Here is a 19,011-nt window from a genome sequence, read left to right as displayed (position 1 = left end):
TCGCTGCCGTGGGGCATGAAGCCGATCAGGTCGAGCACGCGCTTGTTGCCGGGCGCCTGGCGGGCGAAGTCGGCGAACAGCGGGTCGCCGTTGCCCAGTACCAGCAGGTCGGAGTCACGCACCACGGCGTCGAGGTCGTTGACCAGCAGCGACGAGACGTGGGGAATCCTCGACTCGATGTATTCCTTGTTGGCCCCGTGGACGCGGGCGTACTCGACGTTGCGGTCGAAGATCTTCAGCTCGTAGCCCTTGCCGATGAGCATCTCGGCCAGTTCCACCAGCGGGCTCTCGCGCAGGTCGTCGGTACCGGACTTGAACGCCAGGCCGAGCAGGCCGATCTTGCGGCTGTTGTGCGCGCTGATGAGGTCGAAAGCCTTCTGCACCTGCAACGCGTTGCTGCGCATCAGCGAACCGAGCAGCGGGTGCTCGACGTCCAGCTGGCCGGCGCGGTAGGTGAGGGCGCGCACGTCCTTGGGCAGGCAGGAGCCGCCGAAGGCGAAGCCGGGCTTCATGTAGTAGCGCGACAGGTTCAGCTTGCGGTCCTGGCAGACCACGTCCATCACTTCACGGCCGTCCACGCCGACCGCCTTGGCGATGTTGCCGATCTCGTTGGCGAAGGTGACCTTGGCCGCGTGCCAGACGTTGCAGGTGTACTTGATCATTTCCGCGACTTCGATGGACTTGCGGATGATCGGTGCGTCCAGCTCGCGGTAGAGCTCCTCCAGCAGGTCGCCGGTGTGTTGGTCCAGCTCGCCGATCACGGTCATCGGCGGGAAGTCGTAGTCCTTGACCGCGGTGCTCTCGCGGAGGAACTCCGGGTTGGTGCCGACGCCGAAATCGATGCCGGCTTTCTTTCCGGAATGGCGCTCGAGAAGCGGGATCACCACGTTGTTCACGGTGCCCGGCAGCACGGTGCTGCGTACGACCACCGTGTGGCGCTCGGCTTTCTCGCGGATGGCGAGGCCGATCTCCTGGCAGACGCTTTCGATGTAGCCCAGGTCGAGGTCGCCGTTCTTCTTGCTCGGGGTGCCGACGCAGATGAACGACACGTCGCTGTCCAGCACAGCCTGCCTGACGTCGGTGGTGCCCGACAGCCGCGAGGTGCGGACGCCCTGTTCCAGCAGGGACTCCAGCCCCGGCTCGACGATGGGCGACTTGCCGCGGTTGATCAGGTCGATCTTGGTGGGACAGAGGTCGACGCCTATCACCTGGTGGCCGCGGGCGGAGAGGCAACCGGCACAAACCGCACCGACATAACCCAGGCCGAAAATACTGATGTGCATGGCTCCATTCCTCTTGGCTGTTTTCAATATTCAGGGGTCTTCCTGCCTGAATAACTTTGCTGAGGAATATTTGAGTTCAACTGTCTTAGTTAGGCAATTAACGTATTGCTGGATGTGTCATTGAAATAAGATCGTAATGTGTAAGAAATATTACGGGGCTGTGCCGGAACCTATGACTGGTTGCGCTTTGATATTAACTTTGTGGATATAAAAGTTGGTCTTTCATTTATTTATATAGGCGTGTGCGCGAAGACTTTTAATCGTGCGGGAAGTTCCTGGACAGGAAAAATAATCCTCTTCGGCATATCTCGCTCTCCGTAGGCGGTGGCTCTGCAATGGTGCCTGGCGAGGAGACTTGGCTGATATTACTTGGCAATCACGCTACCTTTAAATGGGCTGGCGGTTGTTTAGGGTATTTCCTTGTTGGCTTGCCTTGTTTTGAGTTCAAGGTGGGCGTTTTGCTCTTGCGAGTGCTTCCGTTGATGAATCCGAGGGGCTTGAGGGAAATTTAGGGGGTTCCTTAGTTACAGGAATTACGGTGCTTCCTAGACTCGCGATTGGAGACTTTTCGTCGTTATTTCAGGCGGCCGCAAATGACCAGATCCGGCTGACCAGGCTTCGGCGGAAATACGGCGAAAAGTTCTCCTCCGAATCAAGCAGCGGTGCCAGTGGAAACTTCCAGGGCGCCGTGGTTATCCCCAAGACAGGAGTTTTCCATGAGTGGAATGAAACCCAACAACGATAGGGATATCGTCCAGGCCGCCGCCTTGTCCGCAATGGATGCGGCGCAGTCAACCGGCGCGGCTGCCAGCAGTTTGAGCCAGGCAGCGTTCGGCGCTGCCGCTGGCGTTCGCGCCGCGCCGCCCGTCCCCTCGCTCGGCCAGGTAGCCGATGACGTGGGCGACAAGCAGAAGCCCCTGTCTTCCGGCGACTATACCGACGACCAGACCCCGACGTTCTCCGGTAGCGGCGTCGTCGGCACCCAGATCAGGATCTACGACAACGGCACCTTGATCGGCAGCGTGAAGGTCAAGGCCAACGGCACCTGGTCGTTCAGCCCGACCACCCGTTTGATCGAAGGCGACCACAATATCACCTTCACCGCGATCAACTCCGCCAACGAAGAAAGCGCGCACAGCGCACCCTTCCTCGTGCATGTCGACATGACGCCGCCCAACGCCGTGATCGACCCGGCCAATGGCAACAGCTTCAGCGTGATCGACCAGGTGGGCGCGGTGACCGGCCCGATCAGCGACGGCGGCGTGACCGACGACCGCCGCCCGCAGTTCATTGGCAAGGGCGCGCACCTGGCCGGCCCCGGCGACGCCGTGCTGGTCAACATCTACCTGGACGGCGCCAGCGAGCCCTGGGGTTCGGCGGTGGTCAACGCCGACGGCAGCTGGACCTTCACGCCGCCCAGCGACCTGGCTGACGGCCACCACGAGTTCGTCCTCAAGTCGGTGGACGCCGCTGGCTACGAATCGCTGCCGAGCAGCATCGCCTTCACCGTCGACACCACGCCGCCGCCGACGCCTTCGGTGGAACCCGGCTTCCTGCAGGTGACCGATGACGTCGGCCCGGTGACCGGCCTGATCGCCAAGGGCGCCAGCACCGACGACAACCAGCCGACCCTGGATGGCAAGGTGCAGTCCGACAGCGACGCCAAGTGGGTGAACATCTACGACGGCGACACCCTGCTGGGCAGCGCGGCGGTCAACGCCGACAAGACCTGGCACTTCCAGATCGGCCAGGCCCTGGCCGACGGCGAGCACGTGCTGTACATCAGCGGTGTCGACGCCGCCGGCAACGAGAGCGCCAAGGGCGACGGCTTCGAGTTCAGCGTCGATACCCAGATCCTGCCGCCGCCGCCGGTGGGCGAGGGCGACCTGCAGATCATCGATGACGTCGCGCCGATCATCGGCCCGATCGCCAAGGGCGGTGTCACCAACGACAACCTGCCGACCCTGGAAGGCAAGCTGCAGTCCGACAGCGACGCCAAGTGGGTGAAGGTCTACGACGGCGACACCCTGCTGGGCAGCGCGGCGGTCAACGCCGACAAGACCTGGACCTTCCAGGTGAACCAGCCGCTGGCCGACGGCGCGCACGACTTCAGCTTCACCGCGGTGAGCGCCAGCGGCCGCGAAAGCGCGCACAGCGATGACTGGAACTTCACCGTCGACACCCTGCTGCCGCCGACGCCGTCGCTGGATGTGGGCGATTTCGAAGTGATCGACGACGTCGCTCCGGTGATCGGGGCAATTGCCAAGGGCGACACCACCAACGACAACCTGCCGACCCTGGAAGGCACGTTGCAGTCCGACAGCGACGCCAAGTGGGTCAAGGTCTACGACGGCCAGACCCTGCTGGGCAGCGCCGCGGTCAACGCCGACAAGACCTGGAGCTTCCAGGTGAACCAGCCGCTGGCCGATGGCGAGCACGTGCTGCATGTCAGCGGCGTTGACGCCGCCGGCAACGAGAGCGCGCCGGGCGAAGGCTGGAACTTCACCGTCGACACCCTGGCGCCACCGCCGCCGCCGCTGGACGCGGGCGATTTCGAAGTGATCGACGACGTCGCTCCGGTGACCGGGCCGATCGCCAAGGGCGGTGTCACCAACGACAACCTGCCGACCCTCGACGGCCAGCTGCAGGCGGGCAGCGACGCCAAGTGGGTGAACATCTACGACGGCCAAGCCCTGCTGGGCAGCGCCGCGGTCAACGCCGACGGGACCTGGAGCTTCCAGGTGAGCCAGCCGCTGGCCGATGGCGAGCACGTGCTGTACGTCAGCGGCGTGGACGCCGCCGGCAACGAGAGCGCCAAGGGCGACGGCTGGAACTTCAGCGTGGACACCGTGGCCCCGCCGACCCCGCAACCCGACGCGCAGGTCGACCTGCTCGACGATGTCGGCCCGGTCACCGGCACCATCGCCAAGGGCGGTGTGACCGACGACGCCCGCCCGACCTTCCTGGGCCAGCTGCCGGCCGGCAGCGACGGCGTGCTGGTGCGCATCTACGACGGCAACAGCCTGATCGGCTCTGCCGTGGTCAGCGCCCTGGCCTGGCGCTTCGAGCCCTCGCCGGACCTGCAACCGGGCAACCACAGCTTCAGCTACGCGGTGGTCGACGCCGCCGGTAACGAAAGCGACCGCAGCGCGCCCTGGGACTTCCGCCTGATCGACGATGGCGTGGTGATCCCGGCGCCGAGCATCGACCAGGTACTGGACGACATCGGCAGCATCACCGGCGCCCTGCACGACGGCGACAGCACCGACGACAAGAGCCCGAGCCTCACCGGCCAGGCCGAGCCGGGCAGCGTCGTGGTGCTGTTCGTCGACGGCCAGGCCGTGGCCAGCGCCCAGGTGGACGCCCAGGGCAACTGGCAGGCCGAACTGCCGCTGGGCAGCGATGGCGACAAGAGCATCGTCGCCCGCGTGCGTGACGAGGCCGGCCGCCTGGGCGAGCCTTCCCCGGAACTGCACCTGACCCTGGACACCGCTGCCCCGGCCAAGCCGAGCGGCGTGACCGCGACCGACGATGTCGGCCCGCTGACCGGCTCCATCCAGCCGGGCAGCATCACCGACGACACCACCCCGACCATCGCCGGCAAGGGCGAGCCGGGCGGCGTGGCGACCATCAAGGATGGCGACCAGGTGCTGGGCACCGCACTGGTGGACGCCAACGGCAACTGGTCGTTCACCCCCGAGCAGCCGCTGGCGGACGGTGAGCACAGCATCACCGCGACCGTCGCCGACAAGGCCGGCAACACCAGCCAGCCCAGCGACCCGCTGGAGTTCGGCGTGCAGGGCGAGCCGCCGGTGGTGGCGATCACCGCGGCGCTGGACCAGGTGGGCAGCATCACCGGCGAGATCGCCAACGGTGGCGCGACCAACGACAACCGTCCGGTGCTGATCGGCACCGCCAGCGCCAACGCGGTGGTGGTCGTCAAGGAAGGCCCGGTGGTCTACGGCAGCGCCGTGGCCGACGCCGACGGCAACTGGAGCCTGCAGCTGCCGCTGCGCCAGAGCGACGGCGAGCACCTGTACACCGCCGAGGTGAAGAACGCCGCCGGCAACGGTGCCAGCGCCCAGTTCGAGCTGACCGTGGACACCGTGGCCCCGGGCCGCCCGAGCATCGACGAGGTGCGCGACGACGTCGGCGCCATCCGTGGCAACGTCGCCGCCAACGGCGTGACCGACGACGCCCAGCCGACCCTGGAAGGCACCAGCAGCGAGCCGAACGTACTGATCAAGGTGTACGACAACGGCGTGCTGATCGGCAGCGTCCAGGCCGACGCCGATGGCTTCTGGAGCCTGCAGTTGCCGGAACTGGCCGATGGCGCCCACAGCCTGAGCGTCTCCGCCACCGACGACGTCGGCAACGAGAGCCTGCGCAGCCGTGGCTACGTGATCAACGTGGACACCGCCGGCCCGCAGGCGCTGATCGATAAGCTGGAACTGATCGACGATGTCGGCCCGCTCACCGGCCCGGTCGCCCAGGGCGGCCTCACCGATGACACCCAGCCGACCCTGCGTGGCCATGTCAGCGGTGGCGACGCGCCCTTCGTCGAGATCTTCGACGGCGAGACCTCGCTGGGCACCGCGCTGGTCGACGCCCGTGGCAACTGGTCGTTCACTCCCGAGCAGCCGCTGGCCGAAGGCGAGCACAGCCTCCAGGCGCGCCCGCTGGATCGTGCCGGCAACCCCGGCGAGATGAGCCAGGCGCTGGACTTCGGCGTGGTGGGCGACGGTACGCCGCTGCCGTCCGCGCCGACCATCGACCAGGCGCTGGATGACCAGGGTGCCGTCACCGGCCCGCTGGCCAATGGCGACAGCACCGACGACAAGAGCCTGAGCCTCAGCGGCCAGGCCGACCCGGGCAGCACCGTGGTGCTGTACGTGGACGGCCAGCCGGTGGCCAGCGCCAGCGTCGACGCGCAGGGCAACTGGCAGGCCGAAGTGCCGCTGTCCGGCGATGGCGACAAGGTGATCACCGCCAAGGCCGAAGACGCCGCCGGCCGTCCTGGCGACGCCAGCGAGCCGCTGCAGGTGACCCTCGACACCCAGGCACCGGCCAAGCCGGCCGGGGTGACCGCCACCGACGACGTTGGCGATGTCACCGGGCCGATCCAGCCCGGCAGCGTGACCGACGACCGCCAGCCGGTCTTCAGCGGCAAGGGCGAACCGGGCGACGTGGCTACCCTCAAGGATGGCGACGAGGTCCTGGGCACCGCGGTGGTGGATGCCAACGGCAACTGGACGCTGACCCCGGAAACGCCCCTGGAGGACGGCCCGCACAGCATCAGCGTGACCCTCACCGACCCGGCCGGCAACACCAGCCAGGCCAGCGACCCGCTGCAGTTCGGGGTCAGCGACGCGCTGCCGGAAGTGACCATCCGCGCCGCCCTGGACCAGGTCGGCAGCATCACCGGTGAAGTGCTCGACCAGGGCGTTACCGACGACCGCCGGCCGACCCTGCTGGGCACCGCCACGCCGAACGCGGTGGTGGTGATCAAGGAGGGCCCGGTGGTCTACGGCAGCGCCGTGGCCGACGCCGAGGGCAACTGGAGCCTGCGCCTGCCGCTGGGCCAGAGCGACGGCGAGCACACCTACACCGCCGAGGTGAAGAACGCCGCCGGCGAAAGCGCCAGCGCCGAGTTCAGCCTGACCGTCGATACCGTGGCGCCGTACCGCCCGGACATCGAGGCGGTACTGGACGACGTGGGCCTGGTCACCGGCCCGCTGAAGCAGAACGCCGTCACCGACGACAGCCAGCCGACCCTGCAGGGCGGCGGCGAGGAGCCGGGCGAGCTGATCAAGGTCTACGACAATGGCCAGCTGCTGGGCTCGACCCTGGTCGATGACAATGGCGAATGGGCGTTCACCCCGGAGCAGCCGCTGGCCGATGGTGCGCACAAGCTCACCGTGACCGCCAGTGACGAAGCCGGCAACGAAAGCCGCCCGAGCGGCGCCTTCAACCTGACGGTGCAGTCCGGCGGCGATGTCGGCGTGATCGACAGCCTGGAGCTGCTCGACGATGTCGGCCCGCGTACCGGCGCCATCCACTCCGGCGACGTGACCGACGACACCCAGCCGACCCTGCGTGGCCACGTGGCCGGCGGCAACGCCAGCCTGGTACAGGTGTTCGACGGCGAGACCCTGCTGGGCAGCGCCAGTGTCGATGCCCAGGGCAACTGGAGCTTCACCTCGCCGCTGCTGAATTCCGGCGAGCACAGCTTCAGCGCCCGCCCGGTGAGCGAAGTCGGCACCCCGGGTGCGCAGAGCGACGCTATCGACTTCAGCGTGCTGGGTGGTGACGTGCCGCTGCCGCAAGCGCCGAGCATCACCGAAGTGCTCGACGACCAGGGCGCCTACCAGGGCCCGCTGGCCAGCGGCGACAGCACCGACGACGAAAGCCTGAGCCTGCGCGGCCAGGGCGAGCCGAACGGCACCGTGGTGCTGTACGTCAACGGCCAGCCTGTGGCCAGCGTCAGCGTCGACGCGCAGGGCAACTGGCAGGCCGAACTGCCGCTCGCCGGCGACGGCGAGAAGGTGATCACCGCCAAGTCCGAGGACGCCGCCGGCCGCCTGAGCGGGCCGAGCCCGGCCATCGACCTGGTGCTGGACACCCAGGCCCCGGCGCAGCCGGAAGCGGTCGAGGCGCTCGACAACGTCGGCCCGGTCACCGGTCCGATCGGCGCCGGCGCCAGCACCGACGACACCACCCCGACCTTCGCCGGCAAGGGCGAACCGGGCGACGTGGCGACCATCAAGGATGGCGACAAGGTGCTGGGCAGCGCCGTGGTGGATGACGCCGGCAACTGGTCGTTCACGCCCGAGCAGCCGCTGGAGGAGGGCGAGCACAGCGTCAGCGTGGTCCTCACCGACAAGGCCGGCAACAGCAGCGAACCGAGCGCGCCGCTGGACTTCGCCGTCGAACTGGTGCCGCCGAGCGTGAGCATCGACGCGCTGAGCGACGACGTGGGCAGCATCACCGGGGCGATCGCCCAGGGTGGCGTGAGCGACGACGCGCGGCCGACCCTCAGCGGCCAGGCCGGCAACGGCGCGACCCTGGTCAAGGTCTACGCCGACGGCGTCCTGCTGGGCAGCGCGGCGGTCGCCGCCGACGGCAGCTGGAGCTTCACCCCGGCGCAGCCGCTGGCCGATGGCGAGCACGCCTTGCAGGCGGTGGCGCAGAACGCCGCCGGTAGCCAGAGCGCGCCGGCCGAGTGGCAGTTCAGCGTCGACACCGTGGCGCCGGACAGCGCCGGCGACCTGCAGCTGATCGACGACGTCGGCGCAGTCACCGGGCCGATCGAGCAGGGTGGCCTGACCGACGACAACCGGCCGACCTTCAGCGGCGTCGCCGCCGGGGCCGATCAGGTCAAGGTCTACGACGGCGGGCAACTGCTGGGTACCGCGGCCGTGGCGGCCGACGGCAGCTGGAGCTTCACCCCGCAAACCCCGCTCGCCGATGGCCAGCACGCGCTGACCGCGGTAGCGGTGGACGCCGCCGGCAACGCGGCCCCGGCCAGCCCGGCCTGGTCGTTCGGCGTCGATACCACGCCGCCGCCGGCGGTGGTGGTCGACGGTCTGTACGACGACGCTGGCAAGCAGACCGGCGACGTGCCCAACGGCGGCATCACCGACGACTCCAAACCGGCCTTCTACGGCCACGTGGCGAGCGACGACAGCGTGCTGGTCTACGTGTACGACAAGGGCATGTTCTGGGGCTCGACCACCGTCGACAAGGAAAGCGGCGAATGGAGCTTCTCGCCGATGCTGCCGCTGGACTCCGGCCAGCACAGCTTCCAGGCGGCCGCCGTGGACGCGGCGGGCAACGTCGGGCCGCTGAGCCCGGCCTGGGACTTCAAGCTCGACGGACCCAAGCCGCAGGTGCCGGCCATCACCAACGTGCGCGATGACGTCGGCCCGGACCAGGGCTATCTGCAGAAGGAGGACGAAACCGACGACTACACCCCGACCCTCACCGGTACCTGTGCCGCGGGCACCTTGGTGACCATCTACGCCAACGGCGAGGCGGTGGGTTCGCAGATCGTCGCGCCGGACGGCAACTGGACCATCACCACCGCCGACCTGCGTCCGTACATGCAGGCCGACGGACTGGTGGAGCTGGTGGCCGGTGCGGTGGACAGCGCTGGCCAGCCCAGCCCGTCGACCGGGGTCTTCCCGATCTACCTGGACACCGGTGCGCAGCCCTTCGGCGCCGAGGCTTCGCAGGCGCTGGCCGCCAACCAGCCGCCGCAGCCGGAGGTGAAGAGCCTGGCGCTCGCCGACAACTCGCCGACCGGGCAGGGCGACAGCCATGCCCAGCCTGCGGGCGAGGCGCACGCCGCGCAGCACCCGTTGCTCGGCGGCCTGGCCCAGGCCGAAGGCGCCGGCGTCCCGGCCGTGCAGGAGCCGCTGAACCTCGGCGGCCTGCTGCAGGCCGCGCCGGCGGCGCCGGCCAAGGCCGAGGTGGCGGCTATCGACAGCGGCGCTCTGGCTCCGCTGCCGAGCCCGCAACCTGACCTGCTGGCCCTGCAGCAACTGCACCAGCAACACCTGGGTTGATACCCAGCCCGCCCGGCGTTCGCGCCGGGCGGGCTTGAAACCCCTTTTGGGCGATGCGTATGTCCGTGTACGCATCGCTTTTTTTTTTGCCCGTTGGCGATTGAGGCGAATCGGCGGTCCGCCAGTGGAAGCGTGGGCGACAGCGGCAGGCTTTCGCACCTGCGCGTGTACGAAAGTTCGCTGCCTGGCCCTTGGCCTGCGTTTAGGGCCTTCCTTAGATACTTCGAGGGGCCGCGTTCCTAGTATCGGCGCCGCTGGGCCACCCCCAGACCACGCGTATGACGTGGCGCGTGGCCCATGACCGGCTGAGGCCGGTCGGACCCTGTCGGGGAGCCGACACCAATACCCAGGAGCTTTCATGACTGATCAGAAATCTGCCGCCCGCGACGGCGCTCTGGCCGCCCTCGGCGTGGCCACTTCCTCCACCCCGGCGCCCAGCGTCGCGCTGAACCCGGCCGTTGTCGCGCCCAGCGCGTCCGCGGCGGTGGACGATATCCACTTCCTCGACGGCGATGCCGTGCGTGACGGCGCCGCAACCGCGCCGCTGGCCAGTGCGGCGTTCGTCGCCCCGACCGCTGCGCCGACTGTCGCGCCGCTGACCACCGCAGCGGTGCTGAACGCCGCCGCGCCCCGCGCCGAAGAGCCCCAGGAACCCGTGCCGCCGGCCACCCCGTCGATCGCCAAGGTCGTCGATGACGTCGGTTCCGGTGAATACCAGGGCCAGATGCAGAACGACGGCTACACCGACGACCAGACCCCGACCCTCAGCGGCAGCGGCGGCAACCCGGGCAACCTGATCAAGATCTACGACAAGGGCACCCTGATCGGCAGCGTGCTGGTCAAGGCCAATGGCACCTGGTCGTTCAGCCCCACCTCCAAGCTGCTGGAAGGCGAGCACAGCTACACCGTGACCGCCACCGACCGCCAGACCGGCGCCGAAAGCACGCACAGCGCGCCGTTCAACTTCACCATCGACCTGACCGCGCCCACCGCCGTCGCTGCGGTGGAAGGCGTCGGCGACGCCGAGGAAGGCAAGCCTTTCACCACCACCGACAAGTCGCCGCTGCTGTTCGGCTCGCTGGACCATGCGCTGGCCGCCAACGAAAAGCTGCAGATGAGCGTCGACGGTGGTGACACCTGGCATGACATCGGCGTGGTCAACGGCACCGACTGGCAGTACCAGGACGCCCGCAACCTGGACAACGGCAGCTACACCTACCTGATGCGCGCCATCGACGCCGCCGGCAACCAGGGCGCCATCAGTTCGCAGAAGATCGCGGTCGACGCACCGGCCACCCCGGAACCGGGCGAGCACATCAAGGTGGCGATCACCGGGATCACCCCGGACACCGGCGTGCAGGGCGACTACGTCACCAGCGCCTCGAAGATCACCCTGATGGGCACCCTGAGCGAGCCGCTGCCGGCCGGCGGCCAGCTGCAGATCAGCACCGACGGCGGCAAGACCTGGTTCGGCGTGCCCAGCTTCGGCACCAGCTGGACCTACGCCGACCCGGCCGTGCACAACCTCGGCACCGAGACCCAGTACCTGCTCCACGTGGTCAACGCCGCCGGCCAGGAAATCGCCGGTAGCCAGGCGCTGCAGACCGTCGAGTTCGACGCCGGCCTGCCGATCCCCGAGGTGACCAGCACCTTCGACCTGAGCACCGACACCGCCATCGGCATCGTCGGCGAGTTCAGCACCGCGGCCAGCGCCACCAACCGCGACTACATCACCCGCGACGACACCCTGACCCTGTCCGGCAAGCTCAGCCGCATGCTCAACATCGGCGAGCAGCTGCAACTGTCCCTGGACGGCGGCAAGACCTGGCAGACCGTGCTGGCCAACGGCGGCGCGCTCTGGTCGTACACCAGCGACCCGCTGGCCAGCCAGACCCTGGGCGTGAAGCTGCAACTGGTCAACGCCGACGGCGGCAGCCTGGCCCTGGGCGAGCGCCAGGTGGTGGTCGACCTCGACTCCCCGGTGCCCTTCGCCTTCGCCCCGCAACTGGACGCGCACAGCGTCGCCGGTGAGCGCACCTACTACTCCAGCACCCAGTACGGCCTGGCCGAGGGCGGCGCCACCGTGGCCCTGGTCGACGACGTCAACCGCGACGGCCGCTACCAGGAAGGCCTGGACAAGATCGTCGGCTACGCCGTGGCCGGCAACGATGGCCGCTGGAGCTTCGACGCCAGCCTCAAGGAAGGCGTGCACCAGCTCGGCTTCGTGACCTGGGACGTGGCCGGCAACAACTCCGGCTTCAGCAACCAGGTGGTGACCACCGCCGACCTGCCGACCAACGCCACCGGTTCCTCCACCCACCTGACCACCTGGGGCGGCACCGTGCAGTCGGTGCGCGGCAACGACACCGCGGCCATGGCCATGAGCGCCGACGGCAACTGGTCGTTCTTCCAGAGCAACGGCTACGCCCAGAGTTCCGATGCGTGGAAGAACTCCGGCACCGTGTTCAGCGGCATCAACCAGCAGGACTACAAGGCCAGCTACCTGGCCGAGCCGTCCGACGTCACCCACGACGGTGACGGCCACATGATCAGCAGCGCCACCTTCGCCGACTACAACCGCGACGGCCTGATGGACGTGCTGGGCATGACCAGCGGCGCTTCCTGGACCCTGCCGGTGTGGACTGCCAAGGCCGACGGCACCTATAGCGCCGGTTCGCTGGCCAAGGCGAAGAACCTCAACATCGGCGGCATCATCGCCTGGGACGCCCAGGGCGACGGCTACACCGACTTCATCTACGTCGACAACGAAGTGGACCGTGGCCGTGGCTTCGAGCGCATCGACAACACCAATGGCTCGCTGAAGATTTCCCACGTCGACAAGGGCGCCTGGTGGGGCTCGGAAATCAGCGGTGTGGACATCGACAACAACGGTGCCGTTGACCTGGCCGGCCACAGCGACATGGCCAACAACACCGCGCTGGCGATCATGCCCAACCTGGGTGACGGCACCTTCAGCAAGAACCAGGTGTTCAACAACGTCTTCTACAACCACCTGTCCGACGACCGCCAGCAGTACAGCAACGTCGCCGTGGCCATGACCTGGGCCGACTTCAACGGCGACGGTTACCTGGACCTGTTCCTCGCCCAGGGCACCCGCGGCTCTTCCGGCTACAACGGCAACTCCGACGACAGCCGCATCTACCTGAACAAGGGCAACGACGCCAGCGGCAACTGGCTGGGCATGGACACCAACAACCCGCTGTACTTCAACGATGTGATGGGGTTGCAGAAGAACGGCAGTCCGTACCACTTCGACGGCGGTCCGTCGTTCGCCGTGGACTGGAACCACGACGGCAAGATGGACGTCATCGAGGTGCCGCGTCAGGATGCCGAATGGTCGCGCACCAATGGCGCCATGCCGCCGGTGCTCTACGTCAACAAGGGCGACAGCAACTGGCTGAACTCCGGCCAGGAGCTGACCAAAGAGAACTTCAGCAACATTACCGGCGCCGTGGCGGTCGACTATGACTGGGATGGCGCGGTCGACCTGCTCATGTACCGCACCTCGGGCAAGCATCACGCCGGTGCGCAGTACGACACCGCGCCGTCGATCCTGGTGCGCAACGAGAACGCCGTGGCCGATGGCAGCAGCCTGATCCTGCGGATCCTCGACAAGAACGGGCTGAACAGCTACTACGGCAACACCGTGCAGCTGTTCGACTCCCAGGGTCACCTGGTCGCCACCCAGATCATCAACCCGCAGTCCAGCGTCACCAGCGATAGCTCGGGCCTGGTGTACTTCTACGGCCTGGACGCCAACGAAGTCTATACCGCCAAGCTGCTCGCCAAGTCGGGCGCCAACGTGGCCGATCCGCTGGCCCAGAACCCGTCCTGGGACGGCCTGGTCACCGGTGAGGCGCACGATGCCTACGTGCTCAGCGCCGGCGATCCGTCGATGAGCTACGACAGCCCGAACCTGGTGGGTACCGGCTACAACGACCACTTCGACGCCACCGAAGGCGACGACGTGATCAATGGCGGCGGCGGCTGGAACACCCTGGCCGACGGCAGCCAGGTCTGGAGCGCCACCCAGGGTATGGACGTGGTCGACTTCGGCCACGCGCAGATGGGCTTGCAGATCAACCTGCAGAGCGGCGTTGCGCAAGGCATGGGCAAGGACACCCTGAAGAACATCGAAGGGATCAAGGCCGGTCAGTTCGCTGACGCCATCGTCGACAACGGCGCCAACAACCAGATCGAAGGTCGCGGTGGCGACGACGTGATGTACCTGTTCGGCGGCGGCAACGACACCCTGGTCTACCGTTCGCAAGGCGGCTATGGCGACATCAGCGCCGACGGCGGCAACGGCCATGACATCGTCTTCGGCTTCAGCCTCGGCAACCCGCTGAACAACGGCAACGCCGACATCCTCGACCTGCGTGGGCTGTTCGCCTACAACGGCCCGGTGAGCCTGAACCAGAACGACGGCGTGCTGCAGCTCGACGCCTCCTCCCGTGGCCTGCTGGACTACCTGCAGACCCGCGTGGAAGGCGGCAACACCGTGGTCAGCATCGACCGCGACGGCGCCGGCAACCAGGTGGGCATGACCGACCTGGTGACCCTGGCGGGCGTCAAGAGCGACCTGCTGACCCTGCTGCAGAACCATCAGATCATGGTCTGATGCCCGTTGCCCCGGCGCTTCGGCGCCGGGGTCGCGGTGGCTTCATCGGCGGCGGCGACCTTGCGGTCCCGCCGCTTTTTTCTGCCCGGCTGTTTCGCTTCGGCGACCCGGCCTCGGGCTTCACATTTTCTTTTGGAAATTGCCTACAGACGTAGGACGTTTTCCATGGCCGATCTCGGATATCCCTGGTTTTACCCGGGCCCCGCAGCGCGTAGAAAGACCGCCTCCGACGATCGCCTGAACAAGCTACCGTGAACTCGCCAACTCCTCTTTTCCGTACCGAGGCCCTGCAAGGGCAGGGCACCAGCTGGCTGGGCCCGATCATCCTGGTGCGGCCGCTGTCTTTCAGTTTCCTCACCGCCCTGGCTGCGCTCATGGCCCTGGTGGTGGTGGGCTTCTTCTGCTTCGGCAGCTACACCAAGCGCAGCACCGTGGTCGGCCAGCTGCTGCCGGCCGCCGGCCAGGCCAAGGTCTATGCGCCGCAGATGGGCGTGATCGCCGAGAAGGCGGTGCAGGAGGGGCAGAAGGTCGAGCGCGGTCAGACCCTGCTGCGCCTGTCCAGCGAGCGCTACAGCGGCCAGGACCAGGCGGTGCAGGCCGGCATCAGCGGCCAGCTGGAGAAGAGCCGGGCGTCGCTGGAGGAACAGTTGGCCAAGCTGCAACGCCTGCAGGACGACGAGCGCCGCAGCCTGCAGGCCAAGGTCGCCAGCCTGCGCAGCGAGCTGGCCACCCAGGCCGCGCAGTTGCAGAGCCAGGGCAGCCTGGTGGCGATCGCCGGCGACGCCGAGGGCCGCTACCGCGGCCTGATGGAGAAGGGCTACATCTCCATGGACCAGTTCCAGCAGCGCCAGGGCGAACTGCTCGGCCAGCGCCAGACCCTGCAACGCCTGGAACGTGAGCGCATGAGCCTGCGCCAGGAGCTGCGCGAGCGCGACGCCGACCTCGCCGGCCTGGACGCGCGCCACGCCAACCAGCAGGCCGAGGTGCGCCGGCAGCTGTTCGGCGTGCAGCAGCAGCTCACCGAAAGCGAGGCCAAGCGCAGCTTGCGCATCACCGCGCCGGAGGCGGGCATCGCCACCGCGGTGCTGGCCGAGGTCGGGCAGATGGTCGACCCGAGCCGGCCACTGCTGAGCATCGTGCCCGAGCACGCCGAGCTGCAGGCCGAGCTGTACGCCTCCAGCCGCGCGGTGGGCTTCATCCGCGTCGGCGACCCGGCGCGCATCCGCTACCAGGCGTTCCCGTACCAGAAGTTCGGCCAGTACCACGGCAAGGTGCTGTCCATCTCGCGCACCACGGTGCCGTTCAACGAACTGGCGGCCATGGCCGGCGCGGTGCCCGGCATTGGCCAGAGCGGCGAGCAGTACTACCGCATCCGCGTCGCCCTGGACCGCCAGCAGATCAACGCCTACGGCCAGCCGCGCGCGCTGCAGAGCGGCATGCTGCTGGAGGCCGACCTGCTGCAGGACACCCGCAAACTCTACGAATGGGTGCTCGAACCCCTCTACAGCCTGACCGGCAAACTCTGAGGTAACGCCGCATGGCTTTCTTCGATTCCCTGGCGCTGCGCTTCGGCCGGCGCCTGCCCAGCATCCAGCAGACCGAGGCCGCCGAATGCGGCATCGCCTGCCTGGCGATGGTCGCCGGCTACCACGGCAACCATCAGGACCTGCGCGAGATGCGCCGGCGCTTCAACGTCTCGCTCAAGGGCATGACCCTCAAGCAACTGATCGACTCGGCGCAGCAGCTGGGCATGGCCACCCGCCCGCTGAAGCTCAGCCTGGACGAGTTGGGCAAGCTGCGCACGCCGTGCATCCTGCACTGGGACTTCAACCACTTCGTGGTGCTGAAGTCGGTGAGCCGCTTCGGCGCGGTGGTCCACGACCCGGCCCACGGCATCCGCAAGCTCAGTCTGGCGACGCTGTCGCGCTCCTTCACCGGGGTGGCGCTGGAGCTGTGGCCGGACAGCGCCTTCCAGAAGCAGGAAGCCAAGCCGCGCCTGCGCCTGTTCGGCATGCTCGGCAAGATCAGCGGCCTGCGCCGCTCGCTGGGGCAGGTGGTGGTGCTGTCGCTGGCGCTGGAGGTGTTCGCGCTGGTCAGCCCGTTCTTCATGCAGTGGACCATCGACAACGTCATTCCCAGCGAAGACTACGACCTGCTCACCACCCTGGTGATCGGTTTCGGCCTGATGTTGCTGATGCAGCAACTGGTCGGCGGCGTGCGCCAGTGGGTGAGCATGCACCTGGGCACGCTGCTCAACGTGCAGTGGCGGGCCAACGTCTTCACCCACCTGCTGCACCTGCCGGCGCAGTACTTCGAGAAGCGCCACCTGGGCGACATCGTCTCGCGCTTCGGCGCCGTGGACAGCATCCAGGGTACCCTGACCTCGGCCTTCCTGGTGGCCATCCTCGACGGCATCATGACGATCGCCACCCTGGCCATGATGATGATCTACAGCCCGCTGCTGGGCAGCATCGCCATCGTCTGCATGACGCTCTACGCCCTGGTGCGCTGGGCCTGGTACCAGCCGCTGCGCAACGCCACCGAGGAAGAGATCATCCATGGCGCGCGGCAGCAGAGCCACTTCCTCGAGACCATGCGCGGCATCCGCCCGCTGAAGCTGTTCCAGCGCCAGTCCGAGCGTCGCGCGGCCTGGCTGAGCCTGCTGGTGGAGCAGATCAACGCCGGCCTGCGCACGCAGAAGCTCGGGCTGTTCTACAGCCAGGTCAACGGCCTGCTGTTCGGCGTGGAGAACCTGCTGGTGATGTGGCTGGGCGCGAGCATGGTCATGGACGGCCACTTCACCGTCGGCGTGCTCATGGCCTTCCAGTCCTACAAGGGGCAGTTCAACAGCCGCGTGGGCAGCCTGATCGACAAGTTCTTCGAGCTGCGCATGCTGCAGCTGCAGGGCGAGCGCCTGGCCGACATCGTTCTCGAGGCGCCGGAGAAGACCACGGGCATGGACGCCCAGGCCCTGCACGGGCGCGACTTCGGCATCCAGCTGCAGGACCTGCGCTACCGCTACTCGGAGCACGAGCCCTATGTGCTCGATGGCATCGACCTGGATATCCGCGCCGGCGAATCGGTGGCCATCGTCGGCCCCTCCGGCTGCGGCAAGAGCACCCTGATCAACGTCATGCTCGGCATACTCCCGCCATCCTCCGGGCAGATCCGTGTGGCCGGCCTGGAGCTGGCGCAGATCGGCCTGGACGGTCTGCGCAGCGTGGTCGGCACGGTACTGCAGGACGACAGCCTGTTCGCCGGCTCGCTGGCCGAGAACATCGCCTTCTTCGAGCCGGGCATGGACATGCAGCGGGTCGTGGAATGCGCGCAGCTGGCGGCCATCCATGACGAGATCCTGGCCACGCCCATGGGCTACAACACCCTGGTCGGCGACATGGGCACCGTGCTGTCCGGCGGGCAGAAGCAGCGGGTGCTGCTGGCCCGGGCGCTGTACAAGCAGCCGAAGATTCTCTTCCTCGACGAAGCCACCAGCCACCTTGATGTGGCCTGCGAGCAGCGCGTCAACGCCGCCATCCGTTCGCTGAACATCACCCGCGTGATGGTCGCCCACCGCCCGGAAACCATCGCCTCGGCCGACCGCGTGGTGCTGCTGGGCGGCGGCAAGGTGGTCGCCGAGCAACACACCTACCCCCTGCACATCGAGTTCGAGCCGGTATGAAGCGCGCGATCCTGTTCACCCTGACGCTGGTCGTCAGCCCGCTGGCCCTGGCCGGCCCCGACATCTTCCGCACCGAGCGCAGCATTCCCGCCGACCCGGTAGTGGAGTCGCGCAACGGCGGCGTACCCTGCCTGTTCAACGGCACCCCCGCGGCCCTGGCGCTGGACGAGGCCATCGAGCGCATCCTCTGCCACGACCCGCAGACCGGCCAGGCCTGGGCCGACGCCAAGGCCCAGGCGGCGCAGCTGGGCGTGGCCCGCTCGGCCTACCTGCCGCGGCTGCAGGGCACCCTGGAGGCCGGCACCGGCAACACCCGCACCGACTACCTGGACTTCGGCCAGAGCAGCGACGGCCGCCAGCGCGAGCGCAGCGCCAGCCTCGACCTGAGCTGGGTGCTGTTCGACTTCGGTCGCCGCGCCGCCGCCCTGCGCAGCGCCAAGCAACTGCTGGTGGCGGCCAACGCCAGCCACAACGCCACGCTGCAGGTCGCCTTCGTCAACGCCGCGCAGGCCTATTTCGACACCCTGGCGGCGCAGGACGCGCTGGACGCGGCGCGCCAGGTGAGGGAGATGGCCGATGACAACTTCCTCGCCGCCGACGCCAAGTACAAGGCCGGCGCCGCCGCGCTTTCCGACCGCCTGCAGGCGCAGACGGCGGCGTCCCAGGCGCGTCTGCGCGAAGTGCGCAGCCAGGGCACCCTGGACAACGCCCTGGGCGTGCTGGCGCTGCGCATGGGGCTGCCGGCGGAGCAGCGTTTCGAGCTCTCCAGCGCCCTGGCGGTGATGCCCGGCACCGAGTTCGTCAGCGCCGTCGAGCGCCTGCTCGCCAGCGCGCGGCGCA

General features: G+C 67.9%; 6 protein-coding genes. 5 read left to right on the top strand and 1 reads right to left on the bottom strand.

The genetic code is table 11. From position 1 onward, the window contains the following. On the bottom strand, window positions 1–1,283 hold a 1,283-nt coding region (gene algD, locus P3W75_RS29110; protein ID WP_276230792.1), incomplete at its 3' end, for a GDP-mannose 6-dehydrogenase. Between the two features lie 716 nt (window positions 1,284–1,999). Here algD and P3W75_RS29105 point away from each other — a divergent pair. From P3W75_RS29105 to P3W75_RS29085, 5 genes are all read left to right on the top strand, one after another. Next, complete coding sequence (locus P3W75_RS29105) at window positions 2,000–9,850, top strand: Ig-like domain-containing protein (protein ID WP_276230791.1); 7,851 nt, start codon at window positions 2,000–2,002, stop codon at window positions 9,848–9,850. Window positions 9,851–10,208: 358 nt separating this feature from the next. Next, the gene (locus tag P3W75_RS29100) at window positions 10,209–14,492 is read left to right on the top strand and encodes an Ig-like domain-containing protein (RefSeq protein WP_276230790.1); all 4,284 of its coding nucleotides are present in this window, start codon (window positions 10,209–10,211) and stop codon (window positions 14,490–14,492) included. Between the two features lie 251 nt (window positions 14,493–14,743). Further along, a complete protein-coding gene (locus P3W75_RS29095; RefSeq protein WP_276230789.1) occupies window positions 14,744–16,018 on the top strand; it encodes an HlyD family secretion protein in 1,275 nt (424 codons plus the stop codon). Window positions 16,019–16,029: 11 nt separating this feature from the next. Next, entirely contained in the window at window positions 16,030–18,171 is a 2,142-nt protein-coding gene (locus P3W75_RS29090) for a peptidase domain-containing ABC transporter (protein WP_276230788.1), read from the top strand. Continuing rightward, window positions 18,168–19,011 (top strand): TolC family protein (locus P3W75_RS29085; RefSeq protein ID WP_276230787.1); only part of this gene is annotated, 844 nt, incomplete at its 3' end. The genes P3W75_RS29090 and P3W75_RS29085, both read left to right, overlap by 4 nt.

Origin of the sequence: Pseudomonas citronellolis (assembly GCF_029335315.1) — a bacterium.
GTDB classification, from domain to species: Bacteria; Pseudomonadota; Gammaproteobacteria; order Pseudomonadales; family Pseudomonadaceae; genus Pseudomonas; species Pseudomonas citronellolis_A.
The sequence above is the reverse complement of the archived record's forward strand: the minus strand, read 5'-3'. Positions and strand labels throughout refer to the sequence as shown.